The sequence below is a fragment of the Ruegeria sp. CDSB114 genome, from assembly GCF_059611025.1.
Window position 1 is genome coordinate 43,248 of record NZ_JBXWOT010000012.1, and the last position, 17,068, is coordinate 60,315.

The 17,068-nt window shown below is 58.9% G+C and carries 20 protein-coding genes; 6 read left to right on the forward strand and 14 right to left on the reverse strand.

All coding sequences use genetic code 11. From position 1 onward, the window contains the following. Nucleotides 1-19: 19 nt before the first annotated feature. The 3 genes from AC2FIP_RS18680 to AC2FIP_RS18690 are packed head-to-tail and all read left to right on the forward strand — an operon-like array spanning nt 20 to nt 3,077. Nucleotides 20-985, forward strand: coding sequence for a threonine-phosphate decarboxylase (locus AC2FIP_RS18680; protein WP_496787669.1), 966 nt, complete (start codon nt 20-22; stop codon nt 983-985). Next, nucleotides 982-1,902 (forward strand): adenosylcobinamide-phosphate synthase CbiB, encoded by a 921-nt coding sequence (gene cbiB, locus AC2FIP_RS18685; protein WP_496709619.1) that lies wholly within the window; start codon nt 982-984, stop codon nt 1,900-1,902. The genes AC2FIP_RS18680 and cbiB overlap by 4 nt, the downstream gene beginning before the upstream one ends. An 11-nt stretch (nt 1,903-1,913) precedes the next feature. After that, nucleotides 1,914-3,077, forward strand: coding sequence for a lytic murein transglycosylase (locus AC2FIP_RS18690; RefSeq protein WP_496787672.1), 1,164 nt, complete (start codon nt 1,914-1,916; stop codon nt 3,075-3,077). A gap of 20 nt (nt 3,078-3,097) precedes the next feature. Here AC2FIP_RS18690 and AC2FIP_RS18695 read toward each other — a convergent pair whose 3' ends face one another. From AC2FIP_RS18695 to AC2FIP_RS18715, 5 genes are all read right to left on the reverse strand, one after another. Continuing rightward, nucleotides 3,098-3,895, reverse strand: a complete 798-nt coding sequence (locus AC2FIP_RS18695; RefSeq protein ID WP_271951405.1) for a class II glutamine amidotransferase — start codon at nt 3,893-3,895, stop codon at nt 3,098-3,100. A 162-nt stretch (nt 3,896-4,057) separates the two neighbouring features. After that, the gene (locus AC2FIP_RS18700) at nt 4,058-4,408 is read right to left on the reverse strand and encodes a hypothetical protein (protein ID WP_496698455.1); all 351 of its coding nucleotides are present in this window, start codon (nt 4,406-4,408) and stop codon (nt 4,058-4,060) included. A gap of 54 nt (nt 4,409-4,462) precedes the next feature. Then, nucleotides 4,463-7,918 carry a chromosome segregation SMC family protein gene (locus tag AC2FIP_RS18705; protein ID WP_496787674.1) on the reverse strand — a complete coding sequence of 1,152 codons (3,456 nt, stop codon included), beginning with the start codon at nt 7,916-7,918 and terminating at the stop codon, nt 4,463-4,465. A 140-nt stretch (nt 7,919-8,058) separates the two neighbouring features. Beyond that, nucleotides 8,059-8,466 carry a hypothetical protein gene (locus tag AC2FIP_RS18710; protein WP_496750815.1) on the reverse strand — a complete coding sequence of 136 codons (408 nt, stop codon included), beginning with the start codon at nt 8,464-8,466 and terminating at the stop codon, nt 8,059-8,061. 44 nt (nt 8,467-8,510) lie between these two features. Beyond that, complete coding sequence (locus AC2FIP_RS18715) at nt 8,511-9,701, reverse strand: aminotransferase-like domain-containing protein (protein ID WP_496787676.1); 1,191 nt, start codon at nt 9,699-9,701, stop codon at nt 8,511-8,513. Nucleotides 9,702-9,851: 150 nt separating this feature from the next. Between AC2FIP_RS18715 and AC2FIP_RS18720 the strand changes: the two genes are divergently transcribed. Both AC2FIP_RS18720 and AC2FIP_RS18725 read left to right on the forward strand, forming a co-directional pair. Continuing rightward, complete coding sequence (locus tag AC2FIP_RS18720) at nt 9,852-10,622, forward strand: FCD domain-containing protein (RefSeq protein WP_142639185.1); 771 nt, start codon at nt 9,852-9,854, stop codon at nt 10,620-10,622. Beyond that, nucleotides 10,622-11,116 (forward strand): metal-dependent hydrolase, encoded by a 495-nt coding sequence (locus AC2FIP_RS18725; protein ID WP_496787678.1) that lies wholly within the window; start codon nt 10,622-10,624, stop codon nt 11,114-11,116. The genes AC2FIP_RS18720 and AC2FIP_RS18725 overlap by 1 nt, the downstream gene beginning before the upstream one ends. On the opposite strand, the gene AC2FIP_RS18730 is transcribed toward AC2FIP_RS18725, so the two are convergent. The 7 genes from AC2FIP_RS18730 to AC2FIP_RS18760 form a co-directional block, all read right to left on the reverse strand. Then, nucleotides 11,113-11,973 (reverse strand): glycosyltransferase family 2 protein, encoded by an 861-nt coding sequence (locus tag AC2FIP_RS18730; protein WP_496690333.1) that lies wholly within the window; start codon nt 11,971-11,973, stop codon nt 11,113-11,115. The two genes, AC2FIP_RS18725 and AC2FIP_RS18730, sit on opposite strands and share 4 nt — an antisense overlap. A gap of 177 nt (nt 11,974-12,150) precedes the next feature. Beyond that, on the reverse strand, nt 12,151-12,711 hold the full coding sequence (locus tag AC2FIP_RS18735) for a F0F1 ATP synthase subunit B (protein ID WP_496787679.1): 561 nt from the start codon (nt 12,709-12,711) through the stop codon (nt 12,151-12,153). A gap of 5 nt (nt 12,712-12,716) precedes the next feature. Further along, nucleotides 12,717-13,268, reverse strand: coding sequence for a F0F1 ATP synthase subunit B' (locus AC2FIP_RS18740; protein ID WP_496787680.1), 552 nt, complete (start codon nt 13,266-13,268; stop codon nt 12,717-12,719). Nucleotides 13,269-13,354: 86 nt separating this feature from the next. Next, a complete protein-coding gene (locus tag AC2FIP_RS18745) occupies nt 13,355-13,579 on the reverse strand; it encodes a F0F1 ATP synthase subunit C (RefSeq protein WP_005981269.1) in 225 nt (74 codons plus the stop codon). Between the two features lie 48 nt (nt 13,580-13,627). After that, on the reverse strand, nt 13,628-14,386 hold the full coding sequence (locus AC2FIP_RS18750; RefSeq protein WP_142639176.1) for a F0F1 ATP synthase subunit A: 759 nt from the start codon (nt 14,384-14,386) through the stop codon (nt 13,628-13,630). 2 nt (nt 14,387-14,388) lie between these two features. Further along, the gene (locus AC2FIP_RS18755; protein WP_142639174.1) at nt 14,389-14,721 is read right to left on the reverse strand and encodes an AtpZ/AtpI family protein; all 333 of its coding nucleotides are present in this window, start codon (nt 14,719-14,721) and stop codon (nt 14,389-14,391) included. A 184-nt stretch (nt 14,722-14,905) separates the two neighbouring features. Then, entirely contained in the window at nt 14,906-15,817 is a 912-nt protein-coding gene (locus AC2FIP_RS18760) for a DMT family transporter (RefSeq protein ID WP_496692180.1), read from the reverse strand. Nucleotides 15,818-15,900: 83 nt separating this feature from the next. Here AC2FIP_RS18760 and AC2FIP_RS18765 point away from each other — a divergent pair, with 83 nt between their 5' ends. Beyond that, nucleotides 15,901-16,233: an ArsR/SmtB family transcription factor gene (locus AC2FIP_RS18765; protein WP_142639170.1), complete on the forward strand. Its 333-nt coding sequence runs from the start codon at nt 15,901-15,903 to the stop codon at nt 16,231-16,233. Between the two features lie 5 nt (nt 16,234-16,238). On the opposite strand, the gene AC2FIP_RS18770 is transcribed toward AC2FIP_RS18765, so the two are convergent. Both AC2FIP_RS18770 and AC2FIP_RS18775 read right to left on the reverse strand, forming a co-directional pair. Further along, nucleotides 16,239-16,652, reverse strand: a complete 414-nt coding sequence (locus AC2FIP_RS18770; protein WP_142639302.1) for a universal stress protein — start codon at nt 16,650-16,652, stop codon at nt 16,239-16,241. Between the two features lie 99 nt (nt 16,653-16,751). Next, a complete protein-coding gene (locus AC2FIP_RS18775; RefSeq protein ID WP_496702939.1) occupies nt 16,752-17,015 on the reverse strand; it encodes a hypothetical protein in 264 nt (87 codons plus the stop codon). Between the last annotated feature and the right edge of the window lie 53 nt (nt 17,016-17,068).

Here is a 17,068-nt window from a genome sequence, read left to right on the forward strand (position 1 = left end):
GATTCCGGCGAGGGGCCCGATGGCGCGCGAAAATAGAGATTTGAATCCGCGGGCCGCTCGGGACCATGGCGGTGGGCTGGATGGAGCCATGTCAGTTTATGGCGGCAAGCGAACCGATTGGATCGACCTGTCCACCGGAATCAATCCGGTTCCATACGAAGTTGCCGGGCTCACCCCATCGGATTGGATGGAATTGCCCGACCATGGCGCATTTGAACGGCTGGCCGATGCGGCCCGCAGTTTCTGGTCAGTTCCCGAGGGAGCAGAGATCCTGCCTGCACCCGGCGCATCTGCTCTGATCGCCCGCATTCCTGCGTTGGCTGCAACCGGCCGGGTTCAGATTACCACTCCGACCTATAACGAACATGCCGCCGCCTTTGCCGCGCAGGGCTGGACGCTACAGAACTCCGGCCCAGTCGAGGCGCGCGTGATCGTGCACCCCAACAACCCAGATGGGCGCATCTGGAGCGTGAACGATGTGAATGCCCCCCTGACGATTATCGACGAGAGCTTTTGCGACGTCACGCCCGATGCCTCGCTGATCCATCTTGCCGACCGGCCCGGAGTTATCGTGCTGAAAAGCTTTGGCAAGTTCTGGGGGCTGGCGGGGCTACGGCTGGGATTTGCCATCGCACGCTCCGATCTGATCGCACGTTTGAACGATCTGACCGGGCCTTGGGCGGTCTCAGGTCCCGCCTTGCGGATCGGAGAGCAAGCGTTGAGCGACACGGCTTGGGCTGACGAGGCCCGCCTGCTTTTGGCGGCCGATGCCGCTCGGATGGATCGGATGGTAACGCAGAAAGGCGCGCAGCTGATCGGCGGCACCAGCCTGTTCCGGCTCTATCAGGTCGACGACGCCAGTGCCTGGCAAGACCGTCTGGCCCGCGCACATATCTGGAGTCGTGTATTCCCCTATTCGCAAACCTATCTGCGCCTTGGCCTGCCACCGGCAGATGGCTGGGCGCGGCTTGAGGCGGCCTTGTGAGCACCGCCTTTATCCTGGTCTGCGCCATGTGTCTGGATGCGGCCCTGGGCGAGCCGGATTGGCTGTGGTCGCGCGTCGGGCACCCCGCCGTCATGATCGGTAAACTCATCGGGTGGCTTGACGACCGCCTGAACCATGGCTCGTATCGTCGCCTCAAGGGCATAGCTGTTGCCGCGCTGCTGGTCGCAGGTGCCGCTGGGCTTGGGGGGCTTCTGTCTTTGCTTGGCCCGATCATCGGCACCATTATCTGCGCTGTGCTGTTGGCACAAAAATCGCTGGTGGAACATGTCCGCGCTGTTGGCGAGGGTTTGCAGACCTCGCTGGTCGATGGGCGCGCGAAGGTCGCCATGATCGTGTCACGCGACACCAAGGACATGACCGAAGCACAGGTCGCCCGATCCGCGATCGAGAGCGCGGCTGAAAACCTCAGCGACGGAGTCATCGCGCCGGCCTTCTGGTTTCTGGTGGGTGGCCTGCCAGGGCTTCTGGTCTACAAGGCGATCAATACCGCCGACAGCATGGTCGGCTATCGCACGGATAAATACCGTGATTTCGGATGGGCAGCTGCGCGGTTGGACGATCTCCTCAACCTGATCCCCGCGCGACTGACCTTTCTGTTAATCGTCATCTTGTCAAACCAATGGGCCAGATGGGGCGAGATGGTCGGCGATGCGCGCCGCCATATCTCTCCCAATGCTGGCTGGCCCGAGGCGGCAATGGCACGCGCACTGAGCGTGGCCCTTGCCGGGCCGCGCAGTTATGACGGAAAGCTCCGTGATCTGGCCTGGGTCAACGGCGAGGCCCCGCGCGACATCGGCGCGCCAGAGGTTTTCCGCGCATGTGACATGCTTTGGAGGATATGGGGGCTTGCGCTTGGCCTCGTGTCAGTGTGGGTTGGGGTCAGCTTCATAATCTGACGGACCTGTCCATGCGTTTTCTTTCCGGCCTTGTTGCCGCCGCCTTGTTTGCTTCACCTGCGTTTGCCCAATGTGGCGGGGGTTTCAATTCCTTCGTGAAGGGGTTGAAGGCCGAGGCCGTTCAGCAAGGCTTTGACAAATCCACCGTCAATGCCTTCTTCAAAGGTGTGAAACAAGACAACGCGGTCTTAAGGGCCGACCGGGCGCAGGGCGTGTTCCAGAAACCGTTCATTGATTTTTCGCGGCACCTGATTTCGCAAAACCGGATCGACCGCGGGCAGGCCATGTCGCGCAAATACGACGCAGTGTTTGACCGGATCGAGCAGCAATATGGCGTCTCGCGCGGGGTGCTGTTGGCATTTTGGGCGTTCGAAACGGATTACGGGTCGTTTCAGGGGGATTTCAACACCCGCAATGCGCTGGTGACACTGGCGCATGATTGCCGTCGTCCAGAATTGTTCCGGCCTCAGGTGTTCGCTGCGATTGAGCTGTACAGCCGGGGAAATTTCGACCCGGCCCGCACGTCAGGTGCTTGGGCTGGCGAGATTGGAATGGTGCAGATGCTGCCCCGAGACATTCTGGAAAACGGGATCGATGGCGATGGTGACGGCAAGGTTTCGCTAAAGACCTCTGCGCCCGATGCGCTTATGTCGGGCGCCAAGATGCTGTCGCATCTGGGCTGGCAACCGGGGCAGCCTTGGCTGCAAGAGGTCACCGTACCCGCACGGATGGATTGGTCGCTATCGGGCCCGGGCAAACCGCGTTCGGTTTCTGACTGGCAGGCGATGGGCGTTCAGGCACGCAACGGGTCTCTCACCAACCTGCCCGCCTCGCTGATCCTACCGCAAGGGCATAACGGGCCTGCCTTTCTGGCCTATCCAAATTTTGATGTGTATTTCGAATGGAACCAGAGCTTTGTCTATGTGCTGACCGCCGCCTATTTCGGCACCCGGCTTGAAGGGGCACAGGTCTATGACGCGGGCAACGCGGCCCAAGGCTTATCGGGTGCACAGATGAAGCAGCTGCAAAGCAAGCTGCAGGCGCGCGGCCATAATGTGGGCAAGATCGACGGGATTCTGGGCGCAGGGACGCGCGCGGCTGTCCAGTCAGAGCAAGCACGACTAGGCCTGCCTGCGGATGCCTGGCCAACGGCTGAGTTGTTGAACCGGCTCTAGTCGCTCTTCGATACGGCGATCTAGGCGACTTCGGCGTCCAAAGATCGCCCGTTCGGCTCAAACACATGCATCTGCAGCCTATCGCCGCGTGTTTCGATGGCGGTATTTGCCGGGATCTCGGCCCAATCGCCATTCTTCGCATCCAGCGGCTCAGACGCGATAATGATCCCATCATCGCAGGGCCTGTAATGCAGGCTGGGTGCGAAACGGTCCGAGGCATAGCGCGCAGCAAACAGGCGATCTCCATCGGACCAGCAGGCGGCAAAGCGCATATGGGGTAGGCTTCCTTTGGCGCGGGCAAGCACCTCGACACGGTGCACCGCACGCTCCATCGCGGCGATGGGTTCGGCGTCCAACCCTTCGCCATGGGCAATCAGAAAAATCGCCTCGCTTTCAGTTGCGCCAAGGCGATGATCGTACAGGTGGCTAGGTATCATCCCGTCAAGCTGTTGGCGGATACGGTCATGGCCGCCGGCCTGCCCGTTATGCATAAAGCTCCACTTACCACAGCCAAAGGGATGGCAGTTGTTCCGCGACGTGGCAGTCCCCGTTGAGGCACGTACATGCGCCAGGAACAGGTGCGATTTCGTGTGATGGGTCAACTGTTTCAGGTTGGCATCCGACCAAGCCGGGTTGGTGTCTTTGTAAAAACACGGCGTTTCGCGCCCGGAATACCAGGCCAACCCAAAACCATCCGCGTTGATTGGCGTTTTGCCAATCAGGGCGTTTCTGCTTTGATGCACCAGCGACTGTTCCTGGTCCATAACAAGTTCGTCCAGAAACCGTTTCGCACCCGCCCAAGCCAGAAATCTGCACATCGACCCGCCTCTTTTGATCCGTTGTTGATACGGGAACTTACAACAACGCGGGGTGAGAATTCGCCCCTGATCCCCATCTAATTTTGAAATATTACGATTAAATGACCACCAAAAACCCACATATTCAGATCAATTTCAATAGTTGCCGCGGTTTCTTCAATGTCACTCGGGCCGTACCGGGAAACGCTCTCCCTTTTCCGTGATCAGGATCAGGCGTCCAGCACTCAGGACATAAAGATCACATCGACCGAACCCGTTTCTGTATTGCACGCAGATACTGCCATCCTCCGCGATGGAATAGGTTCCGAACGCGGATTCTCCGCTGGCATAGGTATAGGAATAGGCCCCGCCAGCCGAGTATCGCGACTGCCCGTCATCATAAAAGGTCAGCGTCCGACCCGCCAGCGCCATCAACTCTTGTTGGGTCAGAGGGACGTCATCGGGCTTGGTCGTCCATTCCGCGGCCCCTAAAGGGGTAGCAGTCAGTAGGGCGATGATCAGGAAACGGGTCATGGCAGCAGCCTAACCCAATTCTTACGAAACCGCTCATAACGTTGCAGTGAGAGGTCAGGCGACCATCTGTTCGGCTTTCTTCAGATCAACCGAAACCAGCTGGCTGACACCCTGTTCTTGCATGGTGACGCCGAACAGACGATCCATCCGCGCCATGGTCACCGCGTGGTGGGTGATGATCAGGAAACGCGTATCGGTCTGGCGGCACATCTCGTCCAGCAGGTCACAGAACCGGGTGACGTTGGCATCATCCAGCGGCGCATCGACCTCGTCCAGAACACAGATCGGAGCCGGGTTCGCCAGAAAGACGCCAAAGATCAGGGCCGTCGCGGTCAGGGTCTGTTCACCGCCCGAAAGCAGGCTGAGCGTCGACAGTTTCTTGCCCGGCGGCTGGCACATGATTTCAAGGCCTGCATCCAGCGGGTCGTCGCTTTCGACCATGACCAGATTGGCCTCGCCACCGCCAAAGAGATGCTTGAACAACATGGCGAAGTTCGAATTCACCTGTTCAAACGCGGTCAGTAGCCGTTCGCGTCCTTCGCGGTTGAGGCTGGAGATGCCGCTGCGCAGCGCTTTGATCGCCTCTTCGAGATCGGCCTTTTCGCCGTTCAGCGTGTCGAATTCTTCCTGAACCTCTTTGCTGTCCTCTTCGGCACGCAGGTTTACCGCGCCCATCGCATCTCGCTGGCGTTTGTGGCGGTTGACCTCGGCCTCAAGAGCATCGGCAGCCGGCATCTGGTCGGGATTCACATCCAGCTGGTTCAGCAACTGGTTCGGGGTTAGCTGTTGATCCTCAGCGATACGCTCGGCCGCTGCCGATACGGCCTCTTTGGCGGCATCACAGCGCGCCTCAGCGGCGGCGCGGCTTTCGCGCGCTTCCGAAGCCAAACGTTCCGCTTCGCGCTCAGCCAGCACAATCTCTCGCTGGCGGGACTCGGCGGCAGCCAGCTTGTCGGCGGCCTCGGCCCGGCGGGCTTCGGCAGTTTCAATCAATTCGTTCAACTCTTCACGCGCCTCGGCGATTTCGCCCGGAGCAGCCATCGCTTCGGATAGCTCTTCCTCGGAACTTTCCTTGCGCTCGGCCAGTTCCGAGATCCGCTTTTCGGCGCTGTCCAGGCGGTGCCGCCAACCGCTGAGGTCTTTGGTGACCTCTTGTGTACGGCGGGTACGGGCCTCGCCCTCGCGGCGCAGCTCGTCATGGGACGAGCGGTGAGTCAGCATCGTGATCCGCGCCGCCTCGACCGTCTGTTTGATGTCTTCGACCTGCGCGCGGGCATTGTCGAGATTGCCCAGACCGATCAAGGCGCCCTCGGCCTCGCGCAGCTGGGCACGGGCGGACATCGCATCCTCTTTGTGGCGATCAACGGCAAGCGCCAGCGTTTCCAGCCTGCCCTGCGCCAGATTGCGATCGGCCTCGGCCCTGCTGAGCAGACGCGCGGTTTCAGCCATGCGCTGATCGGCGGCGCGGCGTGCCTCGCGGGCGCGGCGATCAGCCTCGGTCACGTCGGCCAGTTGTTGCGACAGCGTCTCGTGCGCGGCGCGGGCCCCGTCGGCCTGCGCCTCGGTCCGGGCCAGTTCCTGTTTCAGTGCCTCAAGTTTGTTGAGCTGTTCAAGCCGCAGGGCGGCCGCACTTGGCGCATCCTCGGCCCAGGCACGGAATCCGTCCCACCGCCATAGGTCGCCCGAACGCGAAACCAACCGTTGACCAGGTTTCAGCGAGGCTTGCAAGCGTGCGCCCTGATCCGCGTCAACCAAACCGATCTGCGCGATCCGGCGGCTGAGGCGATCCGGTCCGGATACATGCAAGGCCAGCGGCTCGGCCCCATTGGGCAGCGATTGATCGGCATCATAGCCAGCAACCGGAACCCAGCCTGATGGCCCGTCGCCCTCGACCAAGGGTGCCCTCAGATCATCCGCAAGCGCAGCGCCCAATGCCTTTTCATAACCCGGAGCCACACGCAGCATGTCGAGCACCTGCCCGCCTTCTGCGGTATCCCGTTCAACCAGCTTGGCCAGAGCTGTGGTCTCGGCGCGGATCGCACCCAGCTCACCTTCAGCTTCGGATCTTTTCGCACGCGCCTCGGCCTCGCGGCCCTGGGTTTCATTGCGTAACTCGTCAGCGGCGGCCAGTGCCTCTTCGGCGGCTTCAGAGGCCTCGCGAGCCTCTTCTTCACCCTCTTGCGCGGCCTCAAATGCCTCGGCGGCGCGGGTCAGGGCTGTTTTCGCCTCATCCACCGCTGCGCGGGCCTTTTCCTCTTCACCTTCCGACCTGGCCAGCGTTTTGCGGCTGTCGTCGACCAATCGCTGGCCGGACTGGTGGCGCGCAACCAGACGCGCCATATCCTCAGTCTCTTGTGACAAGTGGTCTTCGCGGTCTTGCAGGACAGTGGCCGCTTCGCGCGCGACCTCGGCGGCCTCGGCGACTTTTTCGTCGTGGCCATCGGCAGCCTTGGCCAATTCACGAGCTTCCCATTCCAGCCGTTCGATCATCTGCCCCGCATCGCGGTTCAGCCCGGCCTCGCGCTCGATATCGTTGCCAAGCTGCTGAATGCGATTGGTCAATGTCTCAATCGTCTGACGGGCGCGGGTTTCCTGATCCGACAACTGATCCCGCTGCACCTGTTGGCGCTGCAGGACGGCGGCGGCAATGGCCTCTTCCTCGCGCAGGGGTGGCAGGGTTTCTTCGATTTCCGCCCGACTTGCGACGGCAGAGCGTGCATCAGCTTCGGCGCGCGACGCCTCGGTCAGGCGTTCGCGCAGCTTTTCCTCGGCCTGCTGGCGGGCCATGTCGGCCTCTTTCCAGCGACGATAGAGCAACATGCCTTCGGCTTGGCGCAGCTGCTCTCCGATTTCGCGATAGCGGGCGGCCTGACGCGCCTGACGGGCCAGCTGCGCCAGCTGTCCGCCCAGCTGTTCCAGCACGTCATCCACACGGGTAAGGTTGGCCTCGGTACCCTTCAGCTTCAACTCGGCCTCGTGTCGGCGCTGATAGAGGCCCGAAATTCCGGCCGCCTCTTCCAGAATGCGGCGGCGAGAGCGGGGTTTGGCGTTAATCAGTTCGGCAATGCGGTTCTGTCCGACCAGCGCCGGAGAATGTGCACCCGTTGACGCGTCGGCGAACAACATCTGCACATCACGCGCCCGCACATCCTTGCCATTGGTCTTATAGGCGCTGCCGACATCTCGGGTGATGCGGCGGACAATCTCAAGCTGGTCGCTGTCATTGAAACCCGAGGGCGCGAGCCGCTCGGAGTTGTCCATGGTCAACACAACTTCGGCAAAATTGCGGGCCGGCCGCGTGGCGGCCCCGGCGAAAATCACATCTTCCATCGCGCCACCGCGCATCGATTTGGGTCGGTTTTCCCCCATCACCCAACGCAGAGCTTCCAGCAGATTGGATTTGCCACAACCATTAGGCCCCACAACACCGGTCAACCCATCCGCGATAATCAGATCGGTCGGATCAACAAAGCTTTTGAAGCCGGTGAGTTTGAGTTTGCTAAAGCGCAAAGGCAATGGGTCCCGTGATTCCTATACCTTCGAAGTCTGCGCAACGGATTGGGGGTGAGTCAACGGAGTCGCGCAGGATATGGGATATATGACCCACTTATCCACAACATCTTGCCTAAATCCGCAAGAAAAAGCGCGATTCAGTAGGCTGTACACTCAAAGACCTGATAGCCGTCGCCGTCACCAAGGTCTTGAAACAGCCCGGTATCAATGCATTCGTAATTCGGGACTGAAACCGCCGTCAGCAGCAACCGCTTGCCCATGGCGCGGTCACAACCCAAAACGCCAACGGTCACGGCCGCGTCGCCCAGGACATCCAGTATCGGGCACCCCGAAACCTGAGCCATCGCCATGGCCGCTCGTTCGCGGATCGGGCCAAGACGCGGAGCGTATTGCGAATTGACCCGAACGGCTTCGGCCAGATCTCCGCGCACGCGAACATCAAATACGCTGCCATTCACAGCGATACGCGTCGCCTGAACATCGCTAAAGTGAGGGGTCCCGGCCGAACATGCTGCCAGCATCAGAAAAGACAAAATCCGGATCATATCCGCATCATTGCCAAAACTGGTTAACAGAACCTTTCCTTCGCTCAGGCCCTAAGTACTATTCCCAAGCGGCGAATACCTTCGCGGATCGTATCCTCATCCGAGTTCGAGAAACTCAACCGGATCGTATTGGCGCCCGAGCCATCTGCGAAAAAGGCCCGACCCGGTACAAAGGCCAGTTTCACTGTGTCGAGCGCACGGGCCAGCAGGTCTGCCCCGTTCATACCAGTAGGCAGAGTCACCCAGATGAACATGCCACCCAGGGGATGCGTCCACTGAACGCCATCGGGCATGTTCTGTTGTAACGCATCCAGCATAGCATCGCGCCTGGCACCATAAGTCTGGCGCAAAAGCGGGATGTGCGTGTCAAAATGCGCGCGGGCAACCTGCTCAACTGCCATCTGGTTCAACGTGGGCGAATGCAAATCCGCCGCCTGCTTGACCAATACCAGTTGCGAGATAATGGGCTTGGCGGCCACCACCCAGCCAACGCGCAAACCGGGAGACAGCGTTTTCGAGAAGCTACCGCAATAGATCGTACGGCAGGACTCGATCGACCCTTTTCGCGCCTGTTCTAACGCCAAAACCGGAGGGATGGCATCTCCTTCATAGCGCAGAGCCTGATAGGCGCCGTCCTCAATCACTGCGATATCCAGATCATCGGCAAGATCCAGCAGGTATTCTCGACCACGTAGGTCAACGGTCTCACCGGTTGGATTTGCGAAATCAGGCGACAGATAAGCGAATTTGACCGCGCCCTCGCCTGCGGCTTCGGAATATTCGGCGGCACCTCTATTGCCATTAAGCATGAGACGGTCGAACCGGGGCTCGTAGGCATCAAAGGCGTTGATCGCCCCCAGATAGGTCGGCCAGCCGATCAACGCAGTATCCCCTGGCGACAAATAGAGCTTGCCCAGATAATCCAAGGCCTGTTGCGATCCCGAGGTGATCAGGATGTTATCGACACTACAATCGACGCCGATCTCGCGCATATGCTGCACAAGCCATTCGCGCAATGGAACATAGCCCTCGCTGACTGAATATTGCAGCGCCTGCGGCCCAGCACTCAAAGCGGCCTGACAAGCTTGGGCAAAGGCCTCGGTGGGAAACAGGTTTGGGTCTGGGATGCCGCCCGCGAACGAGATGATTCCCGGCTGATCAAGAAGTTTCAACAACTCGCGGATTTCCGATGCTTTCATCCGGGACGCCCGCGTTGCAAACAGATTCTGGGTCATCTTTGGCCTCCTCCTGCCCTGTTGCGACCCACCCTAGGTGCAAATTTTATAATGTCAATATTACTGACCTAAATTCAACTCCACCCCCCTGCTTGAACCAGGCCCGGATACGTGGTCATATGAATTGACCAATTTCGAAAACGCGCCGCCATGCCCTTCCAAAAGATCCAAACTGAAAAGCTGTCCATTGCGGTGGTCAAACAAATCGAGTTGCTGATTCTGCGCGGGATCCTGCGCCCGGGAGAACGTTTACCTGCAGAACGGGAACTGGCCGACCGTCTGGGCGTTTCACGCCCCTCACTGCGCGAAGCGATTTCTGATCTTCAGCATCAGGGTTTGCTGACAGCCAAGGCGGGGTCAGGAATCTATGTTGCCGAAGTCTTAGGCTCGGCTTTTTCACCGGCTCTGATCCGGTTGTTCAGCAGCCATGACGAGGCGGTTTTCGACTATCTGTCCTTCCGCCGGGACATGGAAGGGCTTGCAGCAGAACGCGCGGCAAGACTGGGGTCGGAAAGCGACCTGAAGGTCGTACAGGCGATCTTTGACAAGATGGAAGCCGCCCATGCCCGCAATGCGGCCGAGGAAGAGGCCCATCTGGATGCGCAGTTCCACATGGCCATCATTGAGGCCAGTCACAACGTGGTCATGCTGCATATGATGCGGTCGATGTTCGACCTGCTACGACAGGGTGTCTTCTACAATCGGCAGATGATGTTCCGGCAGCGTACGACGCGAGACGCCATTCTGGATCAGCACCGGGAAATCAATTCAGCGCTGCAGGCTCGCGACCCTGAGGCGGCGCGCGTTGCAGTCCAGGAGCATCTGGGCTTTGTTCGCATCTGCATGGAAGACCACCAGAAAGCCCTGCGGAACGAAGCCATTGCGCAGCAGCGCCTGGACCATGAGACAGGACAGCACTGATGTTCATTGGGCACCTACCTGGTGCGTATCTGGTCTTTCGCACTGCGACGCCCGGATTGGATAAAGCTGCGTTTGCCGCTGCGATGATTGGTTCCATCGCCCCGGATATCGATTTGCTGTGGTTCTATTTCGTAGACAATCGCAGCCACCACCATCACGAATACCTCACACACCGCCCTCTGATCTGGCTCGGCATCCTGACGCTCGGCCTGCTGCTGCGGCTAAGATTCCCGCGCGCAGGACTCATTACTGCAGCCTTCGGCGCCGGGGGTCTGGTGCATATGACCTTGGATTCGATTGTTGGCGAAGTGGCATGGGCTTGGCCAATTTCCGAATTCACCCACCCGCTGGTGGTTGTTCAGGCCACGCATTCTCATTGGACTTTATCTTTTCTAAGCCATTGGACCTTCAAGATCGAAATCGCAATCACTCTCCTGGCGGCCTATGTGTGGTGGACCAGAAGGCGCAAGAAACAGCAGGGCCTTGAGGTTTAAATTCCGTTCAACCGCCGCTTAAGACTGTGAACCCACAAATTTGGCCGTTTCATTGCCTTCGGGTCCTGACTGGACAGCGACGGAAACAACCCTTCAGCTTCGGTCCGAGAGCGCAATTCCAACGGCGTGTCCAATATCGCCCCGATCAGGTCATCCGACCGGCTCTGCGCCTGACGCTCGACCTCAATCGCCTGAAGCATTTCCGAATGGTAAGCCTCAGCCGCTTCGGACCGCTGGCCCTTGCGGAACCGGAAAGCCCCGACCTGAGCATGCACGGGCACCAAATCGGTATGTCGCGAAAACCGCAGCCATAGCTCTCCGTCGACGGCAAGCTTGAGGTTCTCGTTCAGTTGGCCCCCGACCTGATCCCAAAGGTCACGCCGCCAATAGGTCGATTCCTGCTGAACCCACTGATAATCCCCGGCAAGCAGTCTTACCCGTGAAACGGGCTTTGGGCGCCGTACAGTCAGGACATTGTCTTCTTCGTCAATGCACGTGACCCGCCCGGTCATCCAATTCATGTTTTTGTTCAACGCAAACAGCGATCCTACCGTGGCAAGGCCGCCGGGAATAAGAACATCGTCCGAATTGATCCAACCCATTACGTCGCCCGTGGCCACTGCAAAGCCTTTGTTTACAGCGTTGGCCTGCCCGGTATCCGGGCCCGAGATGATATGTGAAAACGCATCCCGGTACTTTTCGACCACCTCCATCGAACCATCGGTGCTACCGCCGTCCGACAGGATCAGGTCCAGCTTGGGATATTCCTGCTCAAGCACAGAGAGGATTGTCCGTTCGATGAAATCGACGCAGTTCAGGTTGGGAATAACGACACTGATCGTCGGCAATTCGGTCATAAAGGGCTCTTATCCAGCCCGGTTTCGGCATATGCCGTCGCACGGGCGCAAAATTGGTTGGAGTGTTTCCGAATATGTAACGCAGACAATCGGTCCCCGGTCAAATCGGGAAGCGGGGTGCGATATTCGCAGCCCAATGTCCGGACCCGGCAGATGTGCTGCCGGGCCGGAATTTTCTTAGTGAAGCTTTTCGTTCACATCCACAATGGATGCGTCGATCAGCTTGTTGGCCTGCGTGGCGGTCATCTGCTTGGCCAGCACAGCATTGGCTGCAGAAATTGCAACGGTGATGGCCTGATCGCGGACTTCCTTGACAGCCGACGCTTCAGCCGAAGCAATCTGGTCCTGCGCGGTCGCCAGACGGCGCGCGATGGATTTCTCCAGATCGACCTTGGCTTGCTCAGCTGCCAGAACCGCATCTTCCTTTGCAGCGGCCACGATGGCATCCGCCTGGCCCTGAACCTCGCGTTGCTTGCGCTCGTACGAGGCAAGCAGGCTGCGCGCTTCTTCATGCAGGGCGCGAGCTTCGTCCAGTTCGGACTTGATGCCTTCGGCACGCTTATCCAGCGCTCCACCGATCATGCCCGGGACCTTGAAGTAGAACAGGACTGCGATGAAAACGATGAAGCCCAGCAGAACCACAAAGTCGGTGTTGCCAAGCGAGAAAAACGGGCCACTTGCGGCCAGCGCGGGGCTGGCGGCAACAAATGTCAGGATAAGGGCAAGAGTGTTCCGCATGTCACTTATCCTTTTGTCTGCGCGTCAACCGCACCGTTGATGGTTTTGGCATCAGCCTCGCCACCCAGAGCGGTAACCAGTTCTACTGCCGTATCCTTGGCAACGATTTGAATGCTTTCCAGCGCACCTGCACGGATGTCGGCAATCGCCTTTTCCGATTCAGCCGCTTTTGCAGCGATTTCAGCATCTGCCTTGGCAATCGCGTCATCCAGACTAGACTGGATTTCGGCGCGTGCTTCGGCAGCGATACGCTGTGCCTCAGAACGGGCATCGGCCAGCGCCTTGTTATAGGCCTCTTCAGCCTCGACCGCTTTGGCCTTTAGATCTTCGGCCGCAGCCAGGTCATTTGTAATGGTCCCCTGACGTTCCGCCAGGATTGCCGCGATGCGGGGCAAAGCCACGCGGGACAGGACCAGAAAGATGACGACCAGCGTGATGACCAGCCAGAAAATCTGGTTGGGGAACCAATCGAAGCAAAGCTGAGGCATACCAATCGCAGACCCATGAGAGTCAACGCAGGTGCCAGCCACCTCTTCGTATACGGGTTCTGTCGCCATGATGTCCTCCGTCGGAACGTTGTCTTTACAACAGGCGGGCCGCTATGGCTTGGGCCCACCTGCGCGTAAGGATCAGGTTCCGCAGATTAGACGGCGAACATCAGCAGCAGCGAAACTAGGAATGCAAAGATCCCCAGGGCTTCTGCAAATGCGATACCGATGAACAGGGTTGCGGTCTGCGAAGCAGCCGCCGAAGGGTTGCGCAGAGCGCCAGCCAGGAAGTTGCCTGCTACGTTGCCCACCCCGATTGCGGCTGCGCCGGAACCGATTGCTGCCAGGCCTGCGCCGATGTGTGCGAGATCGCCTTCCATGATGTTTCTCCTTACGAATTGGAAGTTTCGATGTTTGGGTATCGGACCTTAGTGCGACGGATGCAGTGCATCCTTCAGATATACACAGGTCAGAATGGTGAATACGTAGGCCTGGATAAAGGCCACTAGGACCTCAAGACCGTACATTGCGGTGATCGCCAGAACGGACACAGGCGAGATCACGGCAATCGCGGCGAAGCCTGCGAAAACCTTGATAACCGCGTGGCCTGCCATGACGTTACCGGCAAGACGAATAGAGTGGCTGACCGGGCGCACGAAATACGAGATCAGCTCGATGATCGCCAGGATCGGGCGCAGCGCCAGCGGCGCGCTGGAGACCCAGAACAGGCCCAGGAACCCGGCGCCGTTCTTGACAAAACCCAGAATGGTCACAGTCAGGAACACGGCCAGCGCCAGTGGGATGGTCACGGCGAAATGCGATGTAGTTGTGAACGAGGTCGGGATCAGACCCAGGAAGTTCGCGGTCACGATGAACATGAACAGGGTCATGACATAGGGGAAGTATTTGACGCCATCCTTGCCGCAGATGTCTTCAAGCATCTTGTAGATAAAGCCATAGGCCAGTTCGGCCACCGACTGCATGCGTGTCGGGACAATGGCGCGCTTGGACGTGCTGAGCACCAGCAGGCCGATCACGGCGAGAATTGCGAAAAACAGCCACAGAGTGACGTTAGTGGGCGTGTACCAAGCAATCGCACCGTCGCCAAAAAGCGGTTTGACGATGAACTGATCCATCGGATGGAAAACCAGGCTGCTGCCTTCTGCTGCGGTGGTCTCGGTTGCCACGTTCAGTCCCTCTCGTCTTCGTCGGCCTTGTCGGCCATCTGTTTCTCTTGCGCCTGTTGTGCGCTGCGGAGCATAACCTTTACCCCGGCGACCAGACCCAGCAATGTGAACAGCACCAGGAAGATCGGGATTGTCCCGAACAGGCTGTCCAGCCCGTATCCGATGCCAAATCCGATCCCCAGACCGGATACCATTTCGATGACCATCCGCCAGGCAAGCTCGCCTCCCGAATAATCGGCGTCCGCACGGGCCTCAGGCTTTGACTTGGCCTTTTTCGCCGCCGTGATCTTAGCCTCAAGCTGCGCCATACGCTGCTTTTGGTCATCATCAGTCACGGGCGTTTCCCTCGTACAGTCTTGGGCACGGTGCTAAGGGGCGGAGAGCGCAGAGTCAACGGCGTTGGCAGCACGATTTGCCGCACTTTACTCTATTGTTTTTAAAGGTATTTTTTCCGAGTCAGCATAGGCGTGATCAGCCCGAACCACAGGAAGCGGGTACAAAGGCACGGAATCCGCATATTCAACCTTTTGGTTGATCTTTGCCCGACACCCCCTGCCAGATACGTCTGATCACGCGCCCGTCGATCAGCAGCAGACCAGCGAAGATCGCTGCCATTCCCAGCAGATGCTCGGGCCGCAGGGTTTCCCCCAGCACCCATGTTCCAAGCACCAGCGCCGAAACAGGCGCAATCAATGTCACTGTCGAGATATTGGTCGGGCCAACTTTGGGCAGCAACCAGTAGAACGCGATAAAGGCGGCGGATGTCAGCACAAACCCGATCATCGCCAGCGAGGCCCAAGTCTCGGCCCGGGTTATATGGGGTAGTCCTTCTTGCCAAAGCGCCAATGGCGTGATGGCCAGCGTAGCACCCGTCAATGCAAGGGCGGTCAGAACCACAGGCTGCATATCCCGGAAGGCCCGCGCGATGTTGACCGAGAACGCATAGCAGATCGGTGCGCAAAGTGTCAGAAGGATCGCCCAAAATTCGGACGACGCGCCACCGCCCAGCACAGGCAGAGACAGCACAACGATACCGGTGAAGCCGCAAACCACGCCCAGAGACTTTAACAGGGTGGCACGTTCACTTCCGGGCCAGAAATGCGAAACAATGACGGCAAAGGCCGGTGTCGTTGCATTGACAATCCCTGCCACACCCGAAGCGATATGCTGTTGCCCAAGCGCATAGAACGCAAAGGGCGCGGCATAGCTGAGCGCACCAAATCCCAACAACCCAAACGCACGTGCCAGTGTCAGATTGACTGGCAATCGCGCCCCGATCACATAGACCCAGCACCCGAGCGCCCCAAATGCAACCCGTCCCATCGACACCGAAAGCGGCCCAAGTTCCCGCAGCAAAATGGCATTAAACATGAAGGACATGCCCCAACCGATGCCAAGAATACAAATCACCAGCCAGTATTTTAGTGACATCCCAACCCCCGATACACATGCCGGGGCACAGTGACCTCATACCGAAAATTGTCAAACCGGTTCTTGCGCTTTAGGAAAGGAGTATGTCCAACGATCTCGATACCGTTTTTGCGGCCCTTGCCGACCCCACACGCCGCGCCATCCTTGCGATGCTGCTGGAGGATGACATGGCGGTGACGGATGTCGCCGAACCGTTCGAGATGTCGCTTGCCGCGATTTCAAAACACCTGGTGATCCTGACCAGAGCCGGTTTGATCAGCCAGGAAAAGCGTGGACGGGTGAAGTGGTGCAAGCTGGAGCCTGACGCGCTGCGATCCGCATCCGTCTGGATGCAAGGGTTCGGGCAGTTCGAGCCGGTCAATCTGGACGCGTTCGAACGATTTCTTGAGGTTGAACTGCCCGCAGCCGAGGAATGATCCGCCTACCTGACTACAAAAACAGAGACACTGGCATGTTTCGCCAGATACCCCGCATGGCTCGAGAATATATAGTCGGTAATACGCGGCGCATGGGTGCCGACGACGATAAGGTCAGCTTCGATTTCTTCGGCAGTTCGTGTCAGGTCACCGTCAACTTCGGCGGCGACATCAACCGAATGGATATTGCGATACGCCACTTCGGTCCCGCTGCTTTCAGCCAACTGTTTGGCAAAATCACGTAGGTTCTTGTCAATCGCAGCATCTGACTGAACAGGGTCACCCGGTTGGGTGCCGGTGACACTGACCAAAGTAATCTTGGCCCCCTGCCATTCGGCTATAGCTGCTGCAACTTTGGCGGCCTTGCGCACCTCGGGTGGCAGATGAAGATCAACCGGGATCATGATATGACTGTACATGGGAGGTTCCTCCTTGGCCTGAAGCATAGAGAAACCAGAGGGTGCCAGGCCTTGATCTGCCTCAACACCCTCGCCCGCTTGGTCAAACATTGAAACGGGCTAGCCTTCCTGACTGTATTCAACACCGGTCACGACCCCCGAAGGGTCCGCCCGACACAACCACGGGGCCTGGGCCCCGGTAACGGAAACCGTCGTGACCGACCCGCCCGGTTCAGTATCGGTGGACAATGCCCGAACATCTCCGGGCCGCGTTCCGGTTTCGGCTGCGACCAGCGCCTCGCAACTGGCTTGTAAATCCGTTTCAGATGACCCGGCACAGGCGCCGCAAACCACCAATATCATTATGGAAAGAACTGGTTTCATGTCGTCCCCTTGGACGTTTCATATTCTGGTCTAGGGCCAAGCCTGACACAATT

Excerpts from the sequence above, each read along its gene's own strand:
- AC2FIP_RS18680 (WP_496787669.1), top strand. The coding sequence starts at position 20 with ATGGCGCGCGAAAATAGAGATTTGAATCCGCGGGCCGCTCGGGACCAT.
- AC2FIP_RS18690 (WP_496787672.1), top strand. The coding sequence starts at position 1,914 with ATGCGTTTTCTTTCCGGCCTTGTTGCCGCCGCCTTGTTTGCTTCACCT.
- AC2FIP_RS18695 (WP_271951405.1), bottom strand. The coding sequence starts at position 3,895 with ATGTGCAGATTTCTGGCTTGGGCGGGTGCGAAACGGTTTCTGGACGAA.
- AC2FIP_RS18700 (WP_496698455.1), bottom strand. The coding sequence starts at position 4,408 with ATGACCCGTTTCCTGATCATCGCCCTACTGACTGCTACCCCTTTAGGG.
- AC2FIP_RS18710 (WP_496750815.1), bottom strand. The coding sequence starts at position 8,466 with ATGATCCGGATTTTGTCTTTTCTGATGCTGGCAGCATGTTCGGCCGGG.
- AC2FIP_RS18715 (WP_496787676.1), bottom strand. The coding sequence starts at position 9,701 with ATGACCCAGAATCTGTTTGCAACGCGGGCGTCCCGGATGAAAGCATCG.
- AC2FIP_RS18720 (WP_142639185.1), top strand. The coding sequence starts at position 9,852 with ATGCCCTTCCAAAAGATCCAAACTGAAAAGCTGTCCATTGCGGTGGTC.
- AC2FIP_RS18725 (WP_496787678.1), top strand. The coding sequence starts at position 10,622 with ATGTTCATTGGGCACCTACCTGGTGCGTATCTGGTCTTTCGCACTGCG.
- AC2FIP_RS18730 (WP_496690333.1), bottom strand. The coding sequence starts at position 11,973 with ATGACCGAATTGCCGACGATCAGTGTCGTTATTCCCAACCTGAACTGC.
- AC2FIP_RS18735 (WP_496787679.1), bottom strand. The coding sequence starts at position 12,711 with ATGCGGAACACTCTTGCCCTTATCCTGACATTTGTTGCCGCCAGCCCC.
- AC2FIP_RS18740 (WP_496787680.1), bottom strand. The coding sequence starts at position 13,268 with ATGGCGACAGAACCCGTATACGAAGAGGTGGCTGGCACCTGCGTTGAC.
- AC2FIP_RS18745 (WP_005981269.1), bottom strand. The coding sequence starts at position 13,579 with ATGGAAGGCGATCTCGCACACATCGGCGCAGGCCTGGCAGCAATCGGT.
- AC2FIP_RS18760 (WP_496692180.1), bottom strand. The coding sequence starts at position 15,817 with ATGTCACTAAAATACTGGCTGGTGATTTGTATTCTTGGCATCGGTTGG.
- AC2FIP_RS18765 (WP_142639170.1), top strand. The coding sequence starts at position 15,901 with ATGTCCAACGATCTCGATACCGTTTTTGCGGCCCTTGCCGACCCCACA.
- AC2FIP_RS18770 (WP_142639302.1), bottom strand. The coding sequence starts at position 16,652 with ATGTACAGTCATATCATGATCCCGGTTGATCTTCATCTGCCACCCGAG.
- AC2FIP_RS18775 (WP_496702939.1), bottom strand. The coding sequence starts at position 17,015 with ATGAAACCAGTTCTTTCCATAATGATATTGGTGGTTTGCGGCGCCTGT.